This window comes from Lysobacter cavernae (assembly GCF_042648505.1).
Lineage (GTDB): Bacteria > Pseudomonadota > Gammaproteobacteria > Xanthomonadales > Xanthomonadaceae > Lysobacter_L > Lysobacter_L cavernae.
Genome location: NZ_JBHRXK010000005.1, coordinates 97,870 through 119,656, shown reverse-complemented (window position 1 = coordinate 119,656; position 21,787 = coordinate 97,870). Strand labels below are relative to the sequence as shown.

The 21,787-nt window shown below is 66.4% G+C and carries 19 protein-coding genes; 9 read left to right on the top strand and 10 right to left on the bottom strand.

The features are described 5' to 3' along the window. Positions 1-3: 3 nt before the first annotated feature. A complete protein-coding gene (gene tcdA, locus ACFOLC_RS12205; RefSeq protein ID WP_386759532.1) occupies positions 4-810 on the bottom strand; it encodes a tRNA cyclic N6-threonylcarbamoyladenosine(37) synthase TcdA in 807 nt (268 codons plus the stop codon). A 93-nt stretch (positions 811-903) separates the two neighbouring features. On the opposite strand from tcdA, the gene ACFOLC_RS12200 reads away from it, so the two are divergent. Both ACFOLC_RS12200 and ACFOLC_RS12195 read left to right on the top strand, forming a co-directional pair. Further along, on the top strand, positions 904-1,344 hold the full coding sequence (locus ACFOLC_RS12200; protein WP_386759531.1) for a hypothetical protein: 441 nt from the start codon (positions 904-906) through the stop codon (positions 1,342-1,344). Positions 1,345-1,496: 152 nt separating this feature from the next. Further along, a complete protein-coding gene (locus ACFOLC_RS12195) occupies positions 1,497-1,979 on the top strand; it encodes a peptidoglycan-associated outer membrane lipoprotein precursor (protein ID WP_386759530.1) in 483 nt (160 codons plus the stop codon). 231 nt (positions 1,980-2,210) lie between these two features. Here the strand turns inward: ACFOLC_RS12195 and ACFOLC_RS12190 are convergent, their stop codons facing one another. Further along, on the bottom strand, positions 2,211-2,420 hold the full coding sequence (locus tag ACFOLC_RS12190) for a cold-shock protein (protein WP_137265652.1): 210 nt from the start codon (positions 2,418-2,420) through the stop codon (positions 2,211-2,213). Positions 2,421-2,634: 214 nt separating this feature from the next. Here ACFOLC_RS12190 and ACFOLC_RS12185 point away from each other — a divergent pair, with 214 nt between their 5' ends. From ACFOLC_RS12185 to ACFOLC_RS12175, 3 genes are all read left to right on the top strand, one after another. After that, positions 2,635-3,120, top strand: a complete 486-nt coding sequence (locus tag ACFOLC_RS12185; protein WP_386759529.1) for a DUF456 domain-containing protein — start codon at positions 2,635-2,637, stop codon at positions 3,118-3,120. A 79-nt stretch (positions 3,121-3,199) separates the two neighbouring features. Then, a complete protein-coding gene (locus ACFOLC_RS12180) occupies positions 3,200-4,390 on the top strand; it encodes a phospholipase A (protein ID WP_386759528.1) in 1,191 nt (396 codons plus the stop codon). A gap of 96 nt (positions 4,391-4,486) precedes the next feature. After that, complete coding sequence (locus ACFOLC_RS12175) at positions 4,487-5,443, top strand: patatin-like phospholipase family protein (RefSeq protein WP_386759527.1); 957 nt, start codon at positions 4,487-4,489, stop codon at positions 5,441-5,443. A gap of 66 nt (positions 5,444-5,509) precedes the next feature. Here the strand turns inward: ACFOLC_RS12175 and ACFOLC_RS12170 are convergent, their stop codons facing one another. Then, a complete protein-coding gene (locus ACFOLC_RS12170) occupies positions 5,510-7,024 on the bottom strand; it encodes a fumarate hydratase (RefSeq protein WP_386759612.1) in 1,515 nt (504 codons plus the stop codon). 331 nt (positions 7,025-7,355) lie between these two features. Between ACFOLC_RS12170 and ACFOLC_RS12165 the strand changes: the two genes are divergently transcribed. Both ACFOLC_RS12165 and ACFOLC_RS12160 read left to right on the top strand, forming a co-directional pair. Further along, a complete protein-coding gene (locus ACFOLC_RS12165) occupies positions 7,356-9,254 on the top strand; it encodes an ABC transporter ATP-binding protein (RefSeq protein ID WP_386759526.1) in 1,899 nt (632 codons plus the stop codon). Between the two features lie 33 nt (positions 9,255-9,287). After that, a complete protein-coding gene (locus tag ACFOLC_RS12160) occupies positions 9,288-10,484 on the top strand; it encodes a PQQ-dependent sugar dehydrogenase (RefSeq protein WP_386759525.1) in 1,197 nt (398 codons plus the stop codon). Positions 10,485-10,554: 70 nt separating this feature from the next. On the opposite strand, the gene ACFOLC_RS12155 is transcribed toward ACFOLC_RS12160, so the two are convergent. Both ACFOLC_RS12155 and ACFOLC_RS12150 read right to left on the bottom strand, forming a co-directional pair. Next, complete coding sequence (locus ACFOLC_RS12155) at positions 10,555-10,983, bottom strand: hypothetical protein (protein WP_386759524.1); 429 nt, start codon at positions 10,981-10,983, stop codon at positions 10,555-10,557. Next, complete coding sequence (locus tag ACFOLC_RS12150) at positions 10,908-11,579, bottom strand: DUF488 domain-containing protein (protein ID WP_386759523.1); 672 nt, start codon at positions 11,577-11,579, stop codon at positions 10,908-10,910. Before ACFOLC_RS12150 ends, ACFOLC_RS12155 begins: the two co-directional genes overlap by 76 nt. A gap of 104 nt (positions 11,580-11,683) precedes the next feature. Here ACFOLC_RS12150 and ACFOLC_RS12145 point away from each other — a divergent pair, with 104 nt between their 5' ends. Next, complete coding sequence (locus tag ACFOLC_RS12145; RefSeq protein WP_386759522.1) at positions 11,684-12,493, top strand: ferredoxin--NADP reductase; 810 nt, start codon at positions 11,684-11,686, stop codon at positions 12,491-12,493. 9 nt (positions 12,494-12,502) lie between these two features. Here the strand turns inward: ACFOLC_RS12145 and ACFOLC_RS12140 are convergent, their stop codons facing one another. The 5 genes from ACFOLC_RS12140 to ACFOLC_RS12120 all read right to left on the bottom strand — a co-directional run bounded on the left by ACFOLC_RS12140 (position 12,503) and on the right by ACFOLC_RS12120 (position 19,350). Next, the gene (locus ACFOLC_RS12140) at positions 12,503-12,895 is read right to left on the bottom strand and encodes a hypothetical protein (RefSeq protein ID WP_386759521.1); all 393 of its coding nucleotides are present in this window, start codon (positions 12,893-12,895) and stop codon (positions 12,503-12,505) included. Continuing rightward, complete coding sequence (locus ACFOLC_RS12135; RefSeq protein WP_386759520.1) at positions 12,892-13,383, bottom strand: glutathione peroxidase; 492 nt, start codon at positions 13,381-13,383, stop codon at positions 12,892-12,894. The genes ACFOLC_RS12140 and ACFOLC_RS12135 overlap by 4 nt, the downstream gene beginning before the upstream one ends. A gap of 236 nt (positions 13,384-13,619) precedes the next feature. Continuing rightward, positions 13,620-15,932, bottom strand: coding sequence for a TonB-dependent receptor (locus ACFOLC_RS12130; RefSeq protein ID WP_386759611.1), 2,313 nt, complete (start codon positions 15,930-15,932; stop codon positions 13,620-13,622). Between the two features lie 260 nt (positions 15,933-16,192). Then, on the bottom strand, positions 16,193-18,184 hold the full coding sequence (locus ACFOLC_RS12125) for an amidohydrolase family protein (RefSeq protein WP_386759519.1): 1,992 nt from the start codon (positions 18,182-18,184) through the stop codon (positions 16,193-16,195). Positions 18,185-18,561: 377 nt separating this feature from the next. Continuing rightward, complete coding sequence (locus tag ACFOLC_RS12120; RefSeq protein WP_386759518.1) at positions 18,562-19,350, bottom strand: DUF1223 domain-containing protein; 789 nt, start codon at positions 19,348-19,350, stop codon at positions 18,562-18,564. 197 nt (positions 19,351-19,547) lie between these two features. Between ACFOLC_RS12120 and ACFOLC_RS12115 the strand changes: the two genes are divergently transcribed. Next, on the top strand, positions 19,548-21,752 hold the full coding sequence (locus ACFOLC_RS12115; RefSeq protein ID WP_386759517.1) for a M3 family metallopeptidase: 2,205 nt from the start codon (positions 19,548-19,550) through the stop codon (positions 21,750-21,752). Positions 21,753-21,787: the final 35 nt, after the last annotated feature.

Here is a 21,787-nt window from a genome sequence, read left to right as displayed (position 1 = left end):
CGGTCACGGCTTGCGCTTGAGCAGCAGTTCCAGCGCGCGGCCGACCGCGGCGAACGCGAACGTACCAGTGATGTGCGTGGCCGCCCCCAGCCCCATGCCGCAATCGAGCTTGAGCGCGGCATCGGCCCCGAGCTGCGGACGCAGGCCGCAGACCGTGCCGTCGGGTTGCGGATACTTGACGTTCTCCAGCGAATAGATCGCCGAGATGCCGAAGTAGCGGTCCGCGTTCTTGGGAAAGTTGAACTCACTGCGCAGCTTCTTGCGCACCAGCGCCAGCATCGCGTCGTGCTCGGTGCGCGACAGGTCGCGTACCCGCACCAGGGTCGGGTCGGTGCGACCACCGGCCGAGCCGACCACGATCAACGGCAGTTTGCGGCGGCGGCACCACGCGGCCATCTCGACCTTGCTGCGAAAGCTGTCGCAGGCATCGATTATCAGGTCGAAGCCGCGGTCGAGCATCTCCGCCAGGTTCGACGAGGTGACGAAGCTCGGGATCGCCTCGACCGTGATCTGCGGATTGATCGCACGGCAACGCTCGGCCATGGTCTCAACCTTGGCGCGGCCGTACTGGCCGGCCAGCGCCGGCAGCTGCCGGTTGGTGTTGGACACGCACAGATCGTCGGCGTCGATCAGGCTCAGATGCCCGATGCCGGTACGCGCCAGTGCCTCGACCGCCCACGACCCGACACCGCCCATGCCTACCACCGCAACGCGGCAGGCGGCGAAGCGCGCGAGCGCGCCCGTGCCGTAAAGCCGGTCGATGCCGGCAAAACGCTCCTGCCAAACCGAATCCAATGACGTCGTACTCATGCCGCCATTGTAAGCGGCACGGTGCGCCGACCCGCGCCGGGGGCGGTGGAACCGCGTGATATCGTGGCCGCCACCTTGGATGGAGGCCAGGCAATGAACGACACCCAGCCCAGCACGGCACGCCCCGGCAACGCCTCGAAGTACCTGTTCCTGTTCCTGCTCGGTCTTGTCATCGGCGTGATCGCGACGGTGATGGCGATGCGCGCGATCGATGCGCGCAAGGATCACTTCCACGAGGGCGTGATGCACGTGCAGCAATGGCACCTGGGTCAGCTCAAGCAGAAGGTCGAACAGAACCGCTGCGCCGCCACCGACATCCTGCCGGACCTGAAGACCCTGCGGATCTTGGCCGACGACCTCGAGCCGGCCTTCCCCGATCTGCGCGACGACAAGCGTTTCATCGAGCACGCCAGCCGCATGCGCGCGCGCCTCGACAGTGCCCTGGCCAGCCCGCCGCTCAACTGTGCCAGCGTCGGCACCGCCACCGCCGACCTCGGCGAGGCCTGCAAGGCCTGTCACCAGGACTTCCGCTGAGTCGCGTCAAGGCGGCCTGCACCTCTCCCGCCGCGCGCTGAATGCAGCCGCGGCGGCCCGCATTGATCGGCGGTTCACTGGCCGGCGTCTAGCTTCTACCCACGTGGCCCAATCCTGACGGCTTGCCACCGCCTCCACTGAAGGAGAACCCCATGAACACCCAGACGCTCCGTCTTCTCGGCGTGGCTACGGCCGCCGCACTTGCCCTGGCCGGTTGCGCCAGCACGTCGCCTGGCTACGGCAGCGCGCCGCCGCCGAGTTATGGCGGAAGCACCAGCACAGCCGACTGCTACGACTGCGGCACCGTGACCCGCATCGAACAGGTCGCGGCCGGCAGCAGCGCGCCCAGCGCGACCGGCGCCGTGCTCGGTGGCATCGTCGGCGCCGTGGCCGGCCACGAAATCTCCTCCCATACCGGCGGCAGCAAGGGCAACCAGAACATCGCCGCCGCGGCCGGCGCGGTGGGTGGCGCGCTCGCCGGCAACGCGATCCAGAAGAACACCGGCAGCGGGTCCTACAACGTCTACGTCCGCATGAACGACGGCCGCACCACGGTGGTCACGCAGAAGGATCTCGACGGCATCCGCGAAGGCGCCTACGTGCGCGTCTACAACGGCCGCGCCTGGGTCCGCTAATACGGGGCGGATATACCTATACAGATATACCTGCACAGATAACCGCCCGATGCGCACCGGATATTCCATCGACATCGGCAAACGGCCCGCGCTTGCGGGTCGTTTGTTTTGGTTATCGGCGCCCGCCGCTTCGGAATTTCCCGCTGATAAAGAAAAACCCGGCCGATGCCGGGTTTTTCATATCCTGAAAACGACGTCGCCTGATGGCGCGCCAGAATCAGGCGGTGCGCCTTACATCGGCTCGACGGCGTCAGCCTGCAGGCCCTTCTGGCCCTGGACGACGGTGAAGGAGACCTTCTGGCCTTCCTTCAGGCTCTTGAAGCCCTGCGACTGGATCGCGCGGAAGTGCACGAACACGTCCTCGCCGTTCTCACGGCTGATGAAGCCGAAGCCCTTGGCATCGTTGAACCACTTGACGGTACCGGTTTCACGGTTCGACATTGACTTGCTCCTTGAAACGTTTGGTTGATAACACCGCTTGCGCGGCGTGCTGGTTGCAAGGAGGAAGCGAGGTGCAACGATGTAGCGGATCGATGGATCAACCGCATCGGGCCACGATTCACGGTGACCCTGGCAAACACAGCGCCCGCAAAGTACCCCGCGCTGGGTGAAAATGCAATCGGGGCCAAAAGGCCCGTCAGCACAGGGATTCGGCATGGATTTTCAGGCTATTTATTATGTGTTGGCCGGGGTATTGATCCTGGTCGGAATCGCCGGCACGGTGCTGCCGGCGCTGCCCGGATTGCCGCTAGTTTTCGCCGGCATGTTGCTGGCGTCGTGGGCGGGGCATTTCCAGCAGGTCGGCTGGGGGATGCTGGTGGTGCTGGGCCTGTTGACGCTGCTGTCCCTGGGCATCGACTTCCTGGCCACGGCGCTGGGTGCCAAACGCGTCGGCGCCAGCCGCCTGGCCCTGCTCGGCGCGGTGATCGGCACCTTCGCCGGTCTGGCATTCGGACTGGCCGGGGTGTTCGTCGGGCCGTTCGTCGGTGCGTTGACCGGTGAACTCATCCACGGCCGCCAGGTTCATCAAGCCGCCCGGGTCGGCTTCGGTACCTGGCTCGGCATCCTTGCCGGCGTCGTGCTCAAACTCGGCCTGGCCTGCGCCATGCTCGGCCTGTTCGCATTCGCCTGGTTTTTCTAGACCCGTCATTCACCCCACTCGCCCGCGGCGGATGCAACACTCCGTCGGACTCTTCCCGCGTGAAACGTGAGCCCCCCGCATGCTTCAAGATCGAACGCAGTCCCCTTCTCTCGCTTCCCGCCCACTGTTGTTGATGGCGATCCTGGCGACGCCGGCACTGGCGCAGGCGCAATCCATTCCCAGCGCCGCCACCCCGGAAGCCTGCGTGGCCATCACCGTCGATGCCGACCGCCTTGCCTGCTACGACGCCGCGCTCGGCCGGGTCGCCCGCGACACGCACAACGCCGACATCGCCGCGAAGGAAGCCAAGGCGATCCAACAGAATCTGGCCCTCGGCGAAGCGGTCGCCCCGGCCATGCCTTCCACCGAGGCCGCGCCGGAACCGCAATCGGCGCCGAGCAGCGACCTGTACCGGCACGAAGACCCGCTGACCCGCGCGATCGCCAACGCCGGCAAGGGATCGCTGCTCGACAGCCGCTGGGAGTTGGCCAAGGACTCCAAGCTGGGCATCTTCAACTTCCGCGCCTACAAGCCGGTCTATCTGTTACCGATGCTCTGGAGCAGCGACGTCAACGAGACGCCGCACTCGCCCAATCCGAACAACACGGTGACGCAGCCGCTGAACATCCAGCCGACCGAAGCCAAGTTCCAGGTCAGCTTCAAGACCAAGGCCTGGGAGAACATCTTCGGCGACAACGGCGACCTGTGGCTGGCGTACACCCAGGTCTCGCACTGGCAGGTCTACAACGCCGACGAGTCGCGCCCGTTCCGTGAAACCAACTACGAACCCGAAGGCATGCTGGTGTTCCGCAACAACTACAGCATCGGCGGCTGGAAGGGACGCATGGCCGGCATCGGCTTCACCCACCAGTCCAACGGCCGTGCCGACCCGCTCTCGCGCAGCTGGAACCGCGTGATCGGCATGATCGGCCTGGACCGCGAGAACTGGGCGCTGACGATCCGTCCATGGTGGCGCGTGCCGGAAAGCGCCAGTGACGACAACAATGCCGACATCGAGGATTACGTGGGCCGTGGCGATGCCACGCTGGTCTACAGCCGCAACGGCCACGAGGTATCGCTGATGGGCCGGCACTCGCTGCGTGGCGGCGACAAGTCGCACGGCGCGGTGCAGCTGGAATGGGGCTTCCCGATCCACAACAGCCTGCGCGGCCACGTGCAGATCTTCGACGGCTACGGTGAAAGCCTGATCGACTACAACCACCGCGCGACCTACATTGGCCTGGGCATTTCGCTGCTGGAGTGGTACTGAGCGAACGCGTCGCAGGTCGCAGTCCTTGCGACGCGCTTCGCCGATCATTACGTCCACTTAGCGGAGACAGGAGTCCATGTGCCAGGAGACGTCCCGATGAAAATGCGCCGTATCCTTTCCCTCGACGGCGGCGGCATCCGCGGCCTGGTCAGCTGCGTATGGCTGGGCGGCGTCGAGGATGCGCTGGCCCAAGCCGGCAAGCCCGGACTGCTGAAGAATTTCGACCTGCTGGCAGGCAGCTCCACCGGCGCACTGGTGGCCTGCGGACTGGCCATCGGCCTGGCCCCGCAACAGATGGCCGAGCTGTACCGCGCGCAACGCCACACGATCTTCCCGGGCATGGCCGACCGCCTGTGGTCACGGACCGGACGTTTCTTGAGCCAAGGCGTGTCGGCGCCGCGTTACGACGGCAAGGGCCTGGAGAAAGTGTTGAAGAAGACCTTCGGCACGACCACGCTGGGCCAGGCCAAGAAGCCCCTGCTGGTCACCAGCTACGACACGATCTCGCGCACGCCGCTGGTGCTCAAGAGCTTCAAGCCCGAACACGCCGACCTGCCGATGTGGGAGGTCTGCCGCGCGTCCTCGGCCGCCCCGACCTACTTCCCCGCGCACCCGATGACCATCGAGGGACGCAAGCGCGCCATGATCGACGGCGGCGTGGTCGCGAACAACCCGACCGCCTGCGCGATCGCCGAGGCCCTGCGCAAGGACGCGCGCGTCGACAACGCGCACGACCTGGTGGTGCTGTCGGTCGGCACCGGCGAGCGCAACCGCCCGATCGAGCTGAAATCAGCGCAGGAATGGGGGGCGCTGGAGTGGGCGATCCCGATCATCGACGTGCTGTTCGATGGCAACACCGATGCCGTCGACTACATCGCCCAGCATCTGGTCGGCGACGGCTATTTCCGCTTGCAGGCCGAGCTGCTGACCGGACTCGACGACCTCGACGATGTCAGTTCGACCAACCTCGCCGGGCTCGAGGCGATGGCGCAGAACTACCTGCTGCAGGCTTCCACCCGGAAGAAACTCGCGGCGTTGGCGACGCGCTTGTAGCGTCGTTTCCGCCAGACCGTGGCGCGACCGCACCGGCACCTGTGTGCCGGCGCGTACCGGGTGCCGTCAGGCAACCACCACCGGGATCTTGCCGATCTTCGCCTGCCACTCGCGCGGGCCGGCCTGGTGCACCGATTCGCCGGTCGAATCGACCGCGACCGTCACCGGCATGTCCTGCACGGTGAACTCGTAGATCGCCTCCATGCCGAGGTCGGCGAAACCAACCACGCGGGCCGCCTTGATCGCCTTCGACACCAGGTAGGCCGCGCCACCGACCGCCATCAGGTAGGCCGACCGGTGCTTGCGGATCGCCTCGATCGCGAGCGGGCCGCGCTCGGCTTTGCCGACCATGCCAAGCAGGCCGGTCTGGCTGAGCACCTGCTCGGTGAACTTGTCCATGCGCGTGGCGGTGGTCGGACCGGCCGGGCCGACGACCTCGTCGCGCACCGGATCGACCGGGCCGACGTAGTAGATGAAGCGGCCGCGCAGATCGACCGGCAGCGTCTCGCCCTTGTTGAGCATGTCGACCATGCGCTTGTGCGCGGCGTCGCGGCCGGTCAGCAGCTTGCCGTTGAGCAGCAGCACCTCGCCGGGCTTCCAGCTGGCGACGTCTTCCGGGGTGATCGTATCGAGATCGACGCGGCGGCCCTTGGAAGCGTCGTAGGTCAGCTCCGGCCAGTCCTTGAGCGACGGCGGGTCGAGCATCACCGGACCGCTGCCGTCGAGTGTGAAATGGGCGTGGCGGGTGGCCGCGCAGTTCGGGATCAGCGCCACCGGCAGGTTGGCGGCGTGGGTCGGGTAATCCTTGACCTTGATGTCGAGCACCGTGGTCAGGCCGCCCAGGCCCTGCGCGCCGATGCCGAGCGCGTTGACCTTGTCGTACAGCTCCAGGCGCAGCTCCTCGGCGCGGTTGGATGCGCCACGTGCCTGCAGCTCGGTGATGTCGATCGGCTCCATCAGCGACTCCTTCGCCAGCAGCATCGCCTTCTCGGCGGTGCCACCGATGCCGATGCCAAGCATGCCCGGCGGGCACCAGCCGGCGCCCATGGTCGGCACGGTCTTGAGCACCCAGTCGACGATCGAGTCGGACGGGTTGAGCATGGCGAACTTGCTCTTGGCTTCCGAGCCACCGCCCTTGGCGGCGACGATCACGTCCACCGTGTTGCCCGGCACGATCTTGACGTTGACCACGCCGGGCGTGTTGTCCTTCGTGTTGGTGCGCTTGCCGGCTGGATCGGCCAGCACCGAGGCGCGCAGCTTGTTGTCGGGGTGGTTGTAGGCGCGGCGCACGCCCTCGTGGACCATGTCCTCCACGCCCATCGTGGCGTCGTCCCAGCGCACGTTCATGCCGATCTCGAGGAACACGGTGACGATGCCGGTGTCCTGGCAGATCGGGCGATGGCCCTCAGCGCACATGCGCGAGTTGATCAGGATCTGGGCGATGGCGTCCTTGGCCGCCGGCGACTCCTCGCGCTCATAGGCTTTAGCGAGGCTGCGGATGTAATCGACCGGGTGGTAGTAGCTGATGTACTGCAGTCCGTCAGCGATGGACTGGATCAGGTCTTCCTGCTTGATCGACACAGGCTGGAAAGAAGCCGGCTGGGAAGAAACGGAGTTGCTGGAGGAGGCGGAAACAGTGCGGCTCACGGCGGGCATCGGGCTGGCGGTGGGGCGCATAGTTTACCCGGCCATGGCAGGGGGTCTCTTCGGGCGACCTTTGCGATCCGTTTCGGGGTGACCTGCTTGCGTTCCTCGACCACGGCCTTGGCTGCGCCCTCCCGCGCGCCGACGATCATCTCGGTCAGCCAATGACCAGCACTGCCGTCGACAGCGATATCGAGCGTCGGCAGCCGTGCGTGAAATGCGGGACTGCCTTCACCCGTAAAACATGCAAGGCAGGCAGAATCAGCGCATGGCCCAAGTCGACGACAGCCCTTCTGCTCCGAGTCCGGCATCAGCGGCGACGCCCGGCGGCGGCAAGCCCAGCCTGCGCGAGCGCTTCAACGCACTGCGCAACCTGCCGCCGTTCCTGCGACAGATCTGGGCGACCAGTCCCAGCCTGACCCTGGCCACGCTTGGCCTGCGCATCGTCCGTGCCTTCCTGCCGATCGCCACGCTGTACGTCGGCAAGCTGATCATCGACGAGGCCGTGCGCCTGGTCGCCACCGGCGGCGGCTTCGGCACGATCGCCACCGCCTGGCACAGCGGCCAGCTCGATACGCTGATGTGGTTGCTGATCCTGGAGTTCGGCCTGGCGATCGGCTCCGACCTGCTCGGCCGCCTGATCAGCTATGGCGATGCGCTGTTGTCGGAGCTGTTCACCAACGCCACCAGCGTGCGCTTGATGGAACACGCGGCCACGCTCGATCTCGAGGACTTCGAGGACCCGGACCTGCAGGACAAGCTCGACCGTGCGCGCCGGCAGACCATGGGCCGCATGAACCTGATGAGCCAGCTGTTCGGCCAGGTGCAGGACTCCATCACAGTGGTCAGCTTCGCCATCGGCCTGTTGGTGTACGCGCCGTGGCTGATCCTGCTGCTGGCGATCGCGCTGATTCCGGCCTTCGTCGGCGAAGCGCACTTCAACGCGCTGGGTTACTCGCTCAACTACGCCTGGACCCCGGAGCGGCGCCAGCTCGAATACATCCGCCAGATGGGCGCCAGTGTCGAGACTGCCAAGGAGGTGAAGATCTTCAACCTCCACAAATACCTGGTCGCCAAGTACCGCGAACTGGCCGACAAGTTCTTCCGCGCCAATCGCGCCCTCGCGCGTCGGCGCGCGTTCTGGGGGGCGCTGCTGGCGGCGTTGGGCACGCTCGGCTACTACATCGCGTACGCGTATATCGCCTGGCGCACGGTCAAGGGCGACTTCAGCATCGGCGACCTGACCTTCCTCGCCGGCAGCTTCCGTCGCCTGCGGCAGTTGCTGGAAGGCCTGCTGGTCGGCTTCTCGCAGGTCGCCGGGCAGGCACTGTATCTCGAAGACCTGTTCTCGTTCTTCGAGATCGAGCCGGAGATCACCTCGCCACCGCAGCCGGTTCCGGTGCCGATGCCGATCACGCGCGGCTTCGTCTTCGAGAACGTCGGCTTCCATTATCCCGATGCCGAGAAGTGGGCATTGCGCGGCCTGAATTTCGAGCTGCACGCCGGCGAGGTGCTGGCCCTGGTCGGCGAGAACGGCGCCGGCAAGACCACCCTGGTCAAGCTGCTGGCACGGCTGTACGACCCCGACGAGGGCCGCATCCTGCTCGACGGCCGCGATCTGCGCGAATACGACCTGGACGACCTGCGCGCCAACATCGGCGTGATCTTCCAGGACTTCGTGCGCTACCACCTCACCGCCGGCGAGAACATCGGCGTCGGCCAGATCGACGCGATGAACGACGACGACCGCATCCGCGAGGCCGCGCGCCGGGCGATGGCCGACCAGGTGATCGAGCCGCTGCCGCACGGCTACCACCAGTTGATCGGACGCCGCTTCAAGACCGGCGTCGACCTGTCCGGTGGCCAGTGGCAGAAGATCGCGATCGCGCGTGCCTACATGCGCGATGCGCAGGTGATGATCCTCGACGAACCGACGGCCGCGCTCGATGCGCGCAGCGAGTTCGAGGTGTTCCAGCGCTTCAAGGAACTGTCCGACGACAAGACCGCGGTGCTGATCTCGCACCGCTTCAGCAGCGTGCGCATGGCCGACCGCATCCTGGTGCTGGCCGAAGGCCGGCTCGAGGCCAGCGGCACCCACACCGAACTGCTGGCCCAGGGCGGTCGCTACGCCGAATTGTTCGAACTCCAGGCCGCCGGTTATCGTTGACCCCTCGTTCGCCCTCCGCACCGGACCTTTCCCATGCGCCACGCCGTGCACTGCACCACCCTCGCCTTCGCCCTTTCGCTGACGCTCGTCGCCTGCCAGGCACGGCAAGGCGAGGAAACCGCCGCGCCTGCCGCGGCCCAACCCGCCGCCAAGGCCCAGCCCACCCAGACCGTAGGCAGCCAGGCGGGCCAGGTGCAGGTCGTCCAGATCGCCGCCGGCCTCGAGCATCCGTGGAGCGTCGCGCTGCTCCCCGACGGCGGGTTCCTGGTGACCGAGCGTCCCGGGCGCCTGCGTCGCGTCTCCGCCGCGGGCGCGGTCTCGTCGCCGCTCGAAGGCGTGCCGAAAGTGTGGGCCGAGGGTCAGGGCGGCCTGCTCGATGTCGTGCTGGCGCCTGATTTCGCGACCAGCAAGCGCATCTTCCTGAGTTATTCCGAGCCCGGCCCGGACGGCAGTGCCGGCACCGCGGTGGCGACGGCCACGCTGGGCGACAGCACGCTGTCCGAGGTGAAGGTGTTCTACCGACAGGAACCCAAGCTGGTCGGGCCGAACCACTTCGGCTCACGCATCGCCTTCGACGGCAAGGGTCACGTCTTCATCAGTCAGGGCGAGCGCAACGACCGCCCGACCTCGCAGAAGCTCGACATGCTGCAGGGCAAGCTGGTCCGCCTGAACCTGGACGGCAGCGTGCCGGCCGACAACCCCTTCGTTGGCCGCAAGGACGCGCGCCCGGAAATCTGGAGCTACGGCCACCGCAACATGCAGTCGCTGGCCACCGATCCGCGCACCGGAAAAATCTGGGAGGCCGAGCACGGCCCGCGCGGCGGCGACGAGATCAACATTCCCGAGCCGGGCAAGAACTACGGCTGGCCGGTCATCACCCACGGCATCAACTACTCCGGCCTGAAGATCCCCGAGGCGGTCGGCACCTCGGCGCCGGGCATGGAGCCGCCGTACCACGTCTGGGAAAAATCACCGGCGCTGTCGGGCATGGCGTTCTACACCGGCCATCCCGGCTCGAAGTGGAACGACAGCCTGTTTCTCGGCGCGCTCGCCGACGGCAGCCTGATCCGGCTCAGTCTCGACGGCGACACGATCACCGGCGAAGAGCGTCTGCTGAAAGAGCTGGGCGCCCGGATCCGCGACGTGCGCGTCGGTGCCGATGGCAAGGTCTATGTGCTGACCGACGATAACGACGGCAAGCTGCTGCGACTGGATCCGCCGAGCGGCTGAGTGCGCAGGGTCGGCGCGTTTATTTCTCGCCGGCCTCACCCACAGAGCGCTCTCCAGACCCTCGACGAACCTAGTGCCGGACTTCGCTGCTGCCCGGCACCGTCCCGCGCGGCATCACGCCTTCGCCGGCCATTTCCTCGGCCAGCTTGGCCTCGAACTGCTCGAAGCTCAGCCCCTGCCCGGCCACTTCCTGGTCCGCGGCGTTGCGCAGCACCGGCGAGCAGGTCAACTGCACCGTCTGGCCTTCGCGTTCGTGCAGGCTGGCGGCACGCTTGAGCATGGCCAGCACCCTGGCAGCGCTGTCGGATTCGCCGACGATGCGGCCACCGAGCCCGAGCGTCCACTCGCCCTCGCGGCGGACGATGCCGCCGAGCAGGTTGCCCTGCGGGTCGCGCAATTCCGCGTGCGGCTCGATCGGCACCACTACCGGCACGGCCGTGCGCAACTTGGCGAGCCGGCGCTTCTTGGCGTCGCGGCGCGCCTTGGAATGAATGGACATGGCGCACCTCCGAGCGGACTGGAAGAGATCATAGCCGTCCGGCCGTGAACTGCCACGCCCACGCAGTGGAGTGCGTCAGAACAACGAGGGCTGCGGGTCGTCGACCGGGGCCGAATAGTCGAGCCGGCCATCGACCAGACGCGCGGCCGCACTGTAGGGGTGCGGCTCGCTGCGACCCGGCCGCGCGCCTTGAAGTCATCGCCGATCAGGCTGCGGTGGCACTGCCACCACATCGCCTCGGCGCACATCACCGCGGTCGGCGCCAGTCGCGCCATGTGCTCCAGGTGCTCGCGCGCATCGCGGTACGGCGGCGTGTCCATGTAGTCGGCATACCCGCGGAAGCTGGCATTGCGCCAGGCGGTGTGTGGCGAGTCCTGACGCGGCCGGCGGCGCCCACCCAGCGCCGGCAGCGGCACGTAAGCGATGCCGGACTCGGGCAAAGCCCGCGCCATCGCCTCGCCGGAATACTGCGGATGACGCCGCGAGCCGGCAAAGCGGCGCACGTCGACCAGGGTCACGATGCCGGCTTCGATCAGCATGCCGGTGAACACACTCCAGTCGCGCGTGGAGTGGCCGATGGTCCATAGCCTGTCCATGACGCGCCAGCATAGTCGTCATGGGCACAACAGATGAGAACCGATCTCATCAAAAGTGGTTGATCCGCTACAATGCGCGCGACTCTGCTTCCCCTCCCACGCGCATGTCCTCCGCATTTGGCACCGAAACGGTGCTGGATGTCCGTCACTGGACGGACGACTACTTCAGCTTCACCACCACCCGCGACGACGGCTTCCGTTTCGAGAACGGCCAGTTCGTGATGATCGGCCTGGAAGTCCCGCAGGCGGACGGCTCCTTGCGGCCGCTGCTGCGCGCGTACTCGATCGCCAGCGCCAACTGGGAGGAGCAGCTCGAATTCTTCAGCATCAAGGTGCCCAACGGCCCGCTGACCTCGCGCCTGAAGTCGATCCAGCCCGGCGACCCGGTGCTGATCGGCCGCAAGCCGACCGGCACCCTGCTGGTCCACGACCTGCACCCCGGCCGCAACCTCTACCTGCTCGGCACCGGCACCGGTTTCGCGCCGTGGCTGGCCGTGATCAAGGATCCGGAAACCTACGAGCGCTTCGACCAGGTCATCGTGACCCACGGCGTGCGCAGCGCGCAGGACCTGGCCTACCGCGACTACATCGTCAACGAGCTGCCACGCCACGAGTTTCTCGGCGAGCAGATAGCCGCCAAGCTGAAGTACTACCCGGCGGTGACGCGTGAGGCATTCGAGTTCGACGGCCACGACCACCGCGGCCGGCTCACCGACCTGCTCGCCAGCGGTCGCATGATGGAGCAGCTCGGCCTTGAGCCGCTCGATGCCGAGCACGACCGCGCGATGATCTGTGGCAGCCCGCAGATGCTGGCCGACCTGCGCGGCATCCTCGACGCACGCGGCTTCAGTGCCGCGCCGCGTATCGGGGTCCCTGGGCAGTACGTGTTCGAGCGCGCCTTCGTCGAGAAATGAGCGCCCGGCTCAGTGCCGCCCCTCGCCCAGCCAGCGTTCCGCCTCGCGCTCGTCGGTAAACACCTTGGCGTCGAGGTTGGCATCGCGCGCGAACAGCTCGCAGTACTCGACCTCCTTCAGGCCGCGCGGTTTGACGTGGGCGATGCGGTAGCGCCACAGCTGGGCGTACTCCATGGTGAGCACCAGTTCGAGCCATTGCTGCTCGGACATCGGCGGCCCCAGCAGTTCGTCGATCAGCAGTAAGCCCTTGCCCTGGGCGGTTTCCAGCCGCGGCGCGATCATCAGCCAGTAGGCGAGCGTGTTCTCGTAGGTTTCCTCGCCCTGCACGTGCACGCGCAGGCCGAGCGGGTGATCGTCGATTTCGACCTCCAGGGAGGTCTGCATTGTCTGCGTCAGTTTCATGGCGTCACCCCAAGTGCGGCTTCGATGTCCTTGGTGATGGATTCGGGCTTGTCGGTCGGCGCGTAGCGCTTGCGCACCCGGCCATCGCGCCCGACCAGGAACTTGGTGAAGTTCCACTTGATGGCATCGATACCGAGGATGCCCCCTTTCTCGTCCTTCAACCACTTCCATAACGGATGCGCGGCATCGCCGTTGACATCCACCTTGGCGAACATCGGGAAACTGACGTCGTAGTTGAGCGAACAGAAGTGCTTGATCTGCGCTTCGTCGCCCGGCTCCTGGTGGCCGAACTGGTCGCACGGGAACCCCAGCACCGCAAAGCCGCGGCTGCCGTAGTCGCGCCAGAGCTTTTCCAGGCCGGTGTACTGCGGTGTGAACCCGCATTGCGAGGCGACGTTGACGACCAGCAGCACCTGGCCGCGGAATTCGTCGAGGGAGCGTCCCTGGCCGTCGATGTCGGCGGCGGTGAAATCGTAGACGGTGGTCATGACACGCTCCGGTTCGGACCCGAGTGGGAGCATAGTGCCACCACCCGCGAGCGGCAGGTGGCAAAGATGCGAACCGCGGAGATCCCCAGACACGATCCTTGTCCGGACCGGCACGCCGGTTCAATGCGACCAAAGTCGGAACGCACTCCTGGATGGCGCCCCCCAGGTCGGCGCCTCATGCGCCAACGCCGGGCGAACCCGGCGTTGGCAATGCATCACGACAGTCTACCCGTGCGTCAGAAATCGGCCTTGAACTCAACGCCGAACAGGCGCGGCTCGTTGATCATGCCGGTGAGGTTGTTGAAGTCGATGGCGCCAACCACCTGCACCTCGTCGGTGATGTTGCGGCCGTACAGCGCGACGTCGTACTTGCCGTAGTCCCAGCTATAGCCCACGCGCAGGCCGCCTTCGAGCAGCGACTTGCCGGTGAACTCTTCCGACTCGTACAGGAAGAAGTTGACCTCGTCGCGGTACACCCAGTCGGTGTAGACGTAGAACTCGCCGCCGTTGTCCATCGGCACGCCCCAGCGCAGGGTCAGGTTGTGGGTCCATTCCGGCGCCAGCGGCAACCGGTTGCCGTCGATCAGGGCCTTGCCGTCGGCGGTGAGCGGATCGGTGACGGTGCACTGTGCGCACACCGACACGGCCAGATCGCTGTCCTTGATCTGCGTGTCGTTGTAGCTGCTGCCCAGCGTGAACAACACGGTGTCGGTCAGGTATGCCTGGAAGTCCATCTCGAAACCCTGGCCCACGCTCTTGTCGGCGTTGAGCAGGATGTTGGCGTTGGACGAACCGCCGACAGCGGTCAGCTGCTGATCCTTGATCTCGTAGTAGAAGACGCCGGCGTTGATGCGCGCCCGGTTGTCCCACAGGTCGGCTTTCACACCCATCTCGTATGCGGTGGAGGTTTCCGGTGCAGCGACGGACTTGGTGTTGAACGCGCCGGCCGCCTGGATGCTGCTGCCGCGGTAGCCGGTGGCGACGCGGCCGTACAGGTTGACGTCGTCGGTGAGCTCGTAGGTGGCCGACAGGTCCCAGCTGAACTTCTTGTCCTCGGTCGAGGCCGACAGGTTGCCGTCGGGCTCGGCGGCGGCCAGGTCCTCGATGGAGCACAGGCCACCGAGCACACACGGGGCGAAACCGGTGTTCCAGTACTCCTCGACCTTCAGGTCCTTTTCGTCCCAGGTGTAGCGCGCACCGGCACGCAGTTCGAGCCGGTCGGTGGCCTGCCACGTCAGCGCACCGAACACGGCCCACGAATCGTTGGTCTGGTTGACGCGCTCATAGCCGTCCTGCGCGCCGCCGTTGAGCGAGTCGTAGCTGAAACTTTCGACGTCGTAGTCTTCGTTGAAGTAGAAGAAACCAGCCTGCCAGTTGAGCGCGCCTTCGTTGTTCGACTCGATGCGGAATTCCTGCGTCCACTGCGAGTGCTCGGGAATGCCGTCCGCGGTTTCCGATGCGAACGGGATCACGCCGGGGCCGGACACCGGCAGGAACACCGCGCCGAAGCCGCCGTCGATGTCGCCGCGGCTGTAGGTCTCCACCGACTCGTAGCCGGTAATGGAATACAGCGTGTAGCCGCCCAGGTCCCAACTCAGGCGGGCGTTGGCGCCCTGGCTGTCGAGCTCGGAATGGTTGAAGCCGTCCAACGACACCTTGTCCTCGTCGAAACCGTCGACCAGGTCGTTCGTGCCCTTCTGGATGATGTTGGCGCGGAACAGACGCGCGGTGCCGTTGAGGTGACGCGCATGCGCGCCCAGCAGCGCCTCGAAGCCCTCGCCCTCGTACAGGAACTGCACGCGGCCGGCCGACTCGTCATAACCCTCGAAGCCGTCGTTCGGACCCGGGTAGGTGTTCGTCACCCAGTCATCTCGACGCTGGAACAACGCCGACGCGCGCGCCGACCAGTTCTCGCTCAGGCCGCCGCCGACGGCGCCTTCCAGGTTCCACATGTTGTCGCTGCCGGCGCCGACTTTGCCGTAACCGTCGAACTCCTGGCTCGGACGGGCCGACTCGAACTTCACCACGCCGGCCGGGCTGTTGCGGCCGAACAGCGAACCCTGCGGGCCGCGCAGGACTTCGACGCGGTCCAGATCGAACACCGGGAAGCCCTTGAGGATCGGGTTCTCCTGCACGATGTCGTCGTACACCAGCGACACCGGTTGCGAGGTGTTGAGGCGGAAGTCGGTATTGCCGTAGCCGCGGATGTAGAAACGCGGGAACGCACGGCCGAACGAGGACTCGATGTTGAGGCTGGGCACGCGACCGGACAGGAAGCGCACGTCGTTGCCGCCGGAACCGAACACGTCCAATTCCTCGGCGTTGATCGTTGTGATGGAAACCGGCACGTCCTGCAGGTTCTCGACCCGGCGCTGCGCGGTGACCTGCACGGCGTCGAGCGTGGCCGCGGTTTGGGTTTCCCCCTGGGCCGGCGCGGTGGGCTGCGCATCCTGCGCAAAAGCAACCTGACCATGCAGCGCAAAGGCTGGCAGCATCAGGGTGATGGCGACGGTCAGGGCATGACGGGGAAGCTTGCGGGCAAGCGGCATGGAAGGCATTGGGCGGTCTCGTAGGTGAGGCGTCAAAAGGACGCCAAAGGTTCGAAGGCCGACGCAGCGGCATGCCTCTCTCCGACATGCCGACACGGCGATAGACGACTCAGGCCGTCCCTTGACGACCTAGACGCGGACCCACCCGCGCCACGGCGGCTGACATCACGGCGGAATGTTACCAGAGCGTTAAAGCGGCCGTACCGAAGCGTACGCCCCGTGCCTTGCGGTCACGGGGCGGCATGGGGCGGTAGCGGGGCTCAGCGGGCGGCGCTGACCTTGACCGGTGCAGCGAACGGCCTGATGCCGAGGGCTTCGTGGATCTCGCTCGGGTAATAGGCGGTGTCGCCCTTCAGTACCAGCGCCACCTTGCGGATATCGGCGATGTTGACCGTCGGATCGCCGTCGATAAGCACAAGATCGGCGCGCTTTCCGGACAGGATCGAGCCGCGCTGGTCGAGCGTGCGGGTGTATTTGGCACCGTTCCAGGTCGCCACCTGCAGCACCTGTGCCGGGGTCAGGCCCGCCTGCACGTACAGTTCCAGCTCGCGTTGCAGGGTGAAACCGACCATCTCGTCGGTACCGGCCACAAGCGGCACGCCGGCCTGGTAGGCACGGCCGACGAAGTCCACCAGCTTGGCGTAGGAGCGGTTGTACTTGGCGCCGGTCGCGTCGTCGGGGATGTTCAGTTCGGCCGCGCGGCGGCCGCGCTGGATGTCAGGCGGCAGGTGATCGGCCACGTCGGCCACGATCGGCGACATCTCGCCGTCGCGCTGGTGCAGGAACTCGAACGTGGCCAGGGTCGGGTCGATCACCACCTGCTTTTTCGCCAACGTGGCGATGAAGTCCTTGACCGGCGCGCTGTCGAGATCCAGGCCGTCGGTCTTGTCGGCGACCAGGTAGAAGCGCGCCAGCGTGCGGGTGTCAGTCTTGTCGTCGACGAAGAAGTTCAGCAACAGCTGGTTGATGTGCTGGACCTCGTCGTAGCCCTGGTCGACCACGTCCTGCGCGCGCATGAACGCCGGCACGTGACCGCTGACCCGCATGCCCTTGCTGTGGGCGTACGCCGTCGTGTCCTTGAGCAGGTCCTTGGGGAACGAGTTGTAGATCTTGATCTGCGGGTAGCCGTGCTGCGCGTACCAGTCGACCGCCTTCTTGGCTTCGTCTAGGTTCTTGATGACGAAGCCATTACGCGCCGAGAACTTGCTTTCGCCTTCGATGAAACCGGCCGGCACCACGTCGGGCGACATCAGCGTGCCGGCTTTGATCTCGGCCAGCATCTGCTGCAGCGTGGCGTTGTCGTTGCCCATGTCGCGCACGGTGGTCACGCCCGCGGCGAGATTGAGCCCGCCGTCCCAGCGGCCGACGTGGCCGTGCATGTCGAACAGGCCCGGCAGCAGCACCTTGCCGCCAGCGTCGATGAGGTGGTCGGCCTCGGCCGTGCCCTGCCCGGTCGGCGTGACCGAGACGATCTTCCCATCCCTCACCAGCACATCGCTGGCCGGCCCGAGCCTGGCCTGCTCGCTGTCGAACACGCGCGCGTTGCGGATCAGCGTGGTACCGGCAAGCGGATGGCCCAGGCGCTTGGCCAGGTCGACCAGGGCCTCACCCTCGGCCTGTTTCTGCCTCGCCTCCAATGCATCGGCGTTGCCCTGCCAGCCGTCCTCGATCAACTGCAGGAAGCCGGGGTAGATGCAGGCGAACAACCGCGGCTGGGCGTCCGTGGTCGCCCAGGCAAACGTCGGGGTCAGGCCGACGCCGGTCAGCGCGACCAGTTGCACCTTGCGCTTGTGGCCATCGCGGGTGACGTCGGCCTCGGTGATCTTGCGCACGGTCAGCGTGCCGCTCGGGATCAGCGGCAGCTTGCCGTCACTGCGCTGGGACAAAGCATTGAACGCCACCGAGAAGCCGGCCGGCGTGCCGCCCAGCGGCGAGTACTGGGCGGTGCCCTTGACCGCCTGCGTCCCGTGGTCCGAGGTCGACTTCCACTGCACCTGGTCGCCGTTGCGGCTGAAGCTTTCATCGACCGGCGCGCCGAAGGTCGAGCTGCCCTTGACCCGATAGGTCTGGTAGGTGCCGTCCGCGGCCAACGTGTATTCCTCTTTCAGCTCCGGTCCGCGGCCGTTGTCCTTGAAGATGAAATCGACCCGGGTGACACCGTCGTCGCCGCGCGTCACCACCTGCCGACCGGCCTGCTTGCCACCGTCGACCAGTGCCACGTAGCGCGTCGTTTCCACGGCGCTCGCGGTCATCGCACATCCCATCCCCAGGCACAGGGTCAGCCAGGTCCTCGCTGCTACTTTCATGTGTGCTTCCCCAGTCAGTACGGTTGATTCAGGCATGGGCGACCGGCGTGACGCAACCATCCGGGTCGGTGACGCGAAGCTTGCCACCGTGACGATAGACCGGAAAGCCCGTCTCGCCTACAGCCCCGTGCCTGCAACTCGCGGTGCATCGCGCCATCGTCGTTGCAGTGCATCGCGCTTGCGGCACCTGATGTGCGGCGTCGATAACCGCGAGCCTGAACCGAAGGCACAGAGAACCAGAACGCGCTTGAACGCACTCGGCGTTCAACGATCGCAACCGCCTGCCAGCCCCGCATACGGGGCATCGATCACCCGTGCTGGCGCTACTGCAGGCAACTGGCCAGCGGCACCTGCAGTGTCTGCAGGCTCGCACCATTGGCGCGCGATTCGGCAAACAGCACCACCCCCATCTGTGCGGGATCGGCCCGGTCGGGCAAGGCAATCTGCGCATCGCCAGCGATGGGCCGAGCATCCAGCTCCCAGGGCCCCTTCAGGGCCCGCACGACGCGCTCATGGCGCAGCGTCTTGCCCTTGTTTTCGCCCTCGCGGATGGCGCTACTGAGACCGTCCTCGTACAGCGCCAGCCAGACGTAGGCCGGCTCGGTGCCGCTGGGCCCGGCATTGCGGATCGCGGTGAAGTCGACGTGGACGGTCTGGTCCTGCGTCCGGCTCTGGATCGCCAGGTCGACCGCCGCCGGTTGCGCCCTGACCTGCTCCAGCACCGCATCGACCCGCGATCCCGAGCGCCAGTTCACATTGACCTCCTTGCCGATCATCACCTGCGGCGTGACCACGACCTTGCCCTTGGCCATGGCCACGCGCGCGTTCTGGCGCTGGCTGTGCAGCTTTGCGCCGAACAGGTCGCGCCAGCCCAGGTCGTCCCAGTAGTCGACGTGGAGCGCGAGCACCGCCGTCTTGGCCGGATCCTCGCTTTCGATGAATCGGTCCAGCCACTTCTCCGCAGGCGGGCAACCGTTGCAGCCCTGGGAGGTGTACAGCTCGACCAGCGGCACGGTCTGGGTGCCACTGCGCGCCTGGCAGTGCTCGGCCGCTGCGCCGGGGGCGGCCACCAGCAGCCAGCCGGCACACATCAGCCCGATGGATCGGGTCATGGCACGTCCCTCCTGTCGTCTTCAACCGCGGAAGCTACGCCCACGGGGCGCGGACGGTTGTGCAAGGCTTGCGGGTTCAAGCGAGGCCAACCGCCACATTCCGCCACGCCCCCCGCCTTGGCCCATGCCTTTCGTCAGGGGTCCGCGTCCCGGCCATCGGGTAGGCTGCGGGTTCCTTTTGACGAGGTTTCCGTCCCATGAAGCACCCTCTCACGCTGGCGTTGGCCGTGGCATTGGCCGCAACCGCCCCCACCTATGCCAAATCTCCCAAGGCGGACCCCACCGTGAGTGCGCAACAAGCCGCGAACCCGTTCACTGCCGACAGCCCGCTGTCGCTGCACTACCCCCAGTTCGACAAGATCAAGGACGCCGATTTCGCCCCGGCCTTCGACACCGGCATGGCCGAACAGCTGAAGGAGATCGACGCGATCGCGGGCAACCCCGACAAGCCGAGCTTCGACAACACCATCATCGCGATGGAGAAGTCGGGCCGCACCCTCAGCCGCGCGACCACCGTGTTCTTCAACCTGGTCGGCACCGACACCAATCCGACCCGCGAGAAGCTGCAGGCGACGTACGCGCCGAAGTTTTCCGCGCACCGCGACGCGATCAACCTGAATCCCAAGCTGTTCGCGCGTGTCAAGACGCTGCACGACACGCGTGACACGCTCGGCCTCGACGCCCAGGGCGTGCGCCTGGTCGAGCGCTACTACACCGACTTCGTCCGCGCCGGCGCCAACCTGTCCGAGTCCGACAAGACCCGCCTGAAGGCGATCAACTCCGAGCTCGCCGCGCTCGGCACCAAGTTCAGCCAGAACGTGCTGGCCGAAGTGAACGCCTCGGCGCTCGTGGTCGACACCAAGGAAGAACTCGACGGCCTGTCCGACGAGCAGATCGCCGCCGCCGCCGAAGCCGCCAAGGTGCGCAAGCTCGACGGCAAGTACGTGCTGGCCCTGCTCAACACCACCGGCCAGCCGCCGGAGTCTTCGCTGACCAACCGCGCCCTGCGCGAGCGCCTGCACAAGGCCTCGGTCGCGCGTGGCAGCCGTGGCAACGAGTACGACAACACCGCCATCGTCGCCCAGGTCACCCGACTGCGCGCCGAGCGCGCCAAGATGATGGGCTACCCGAACTACGCGGCATACGTGCTCGAGGACGAGACCGCCAAGTCCCCGGACGCTGTCAACAAGATGCTCGGCCAGCTCGCCCCGGCCGCGGTCGCCAACGCCAAGCGCGAGGCCGCCGACCTGCAGGCGATGATCGACCAGGAGCAGAAGGCCAAGGGCGAGCCGACGTTCCAACTGCAGCCGTGGGACTGGGCGTTCTACACCGAGAAGGTGCGCCAGGCGAAGTACAGCTTCGACGAGTCGCAGCTCAAGCCGTACTTCGAGATGAAGAACGTGCTGGAGAACGGCGTGTTCTACGCCGCCGGCCAGCTCTACGGCCTGAAGTTCAAGCCGCGCACCGACCTGCCGACCTACCACGCCGACACCTGGGTGTACGACGTGTTCAACGAGGACGGTTCGCAGCTGGCGATCTTCATCTTCGACCCGTATGCGCGCAGTTCCAAGCGTGGTGGCGCGTGGATGAACTCCTACGTCGACCAGTCCGGTCTGACCGGCTTCAAGCCGGTCGTCGCCAATCACCTCAACGTCCCCAAGCCGTCGGCCGGCAAGCCGACCCTGATGACCTGGGATGAGGTGACCACGACGTTCCACGAGTTCGGCCACGCCCTGCACGGCATGTTCTCGAACGTGGAGTACCCGTACTTCAGCGGCACCAGCGTGCCGCGCGACTTCGTCGAGTACCCGTCGCAGGTCAACGAGATGTGGGCCGACTGGCCGTCGATCCTGGCCAACTACGCCAAGCACTACCAGACCGGCGAAGCGATGCCCAAGGCGCTGCTGGACAAGGTCGTGGCCGCGTCGAAGTTCAACCAGGGCTTCGCCACCACCGAATACCTGGGCTCGGCGATGCTCGACCAGAACTGGCACCAGGCCACTGCCGACCAGCTGCCGGCAGCCGGCGGCGTGATGGGCTTCGAGGCCAGCGCGCTCAAGAAGGACGGCGTCGACTACGCCGCGGTGCCGCCGCGCTACCGCACGCCGTACTTCAGCCACATCATGGGCGGCTACGCGGCCGGCTACTACGCCTACATCTGGTCGGAAGTGCTCGACGCCAACTCGGTGCAATGGTTCAAGCAGAACGGCGGCCTGTCGCGCAAGAACGGCGACCACTTCCGCCAGAGCCTGCTGTCGCAGGGCGGCAGCACGGACGCGCTGCAGCTGTTCCGCAACTTCGCCGGCCACGATCCCAAGATCGAGCCGCTGCTGGAGAAGCGCGGCCTGACCGCACCGGCCGCGGACGGCGCACAGCCGACCGGCAAGGCCGCGAAGAAGTAAGCACTTCGCCGGCTGACGAAAAAAACCGCCCAGAG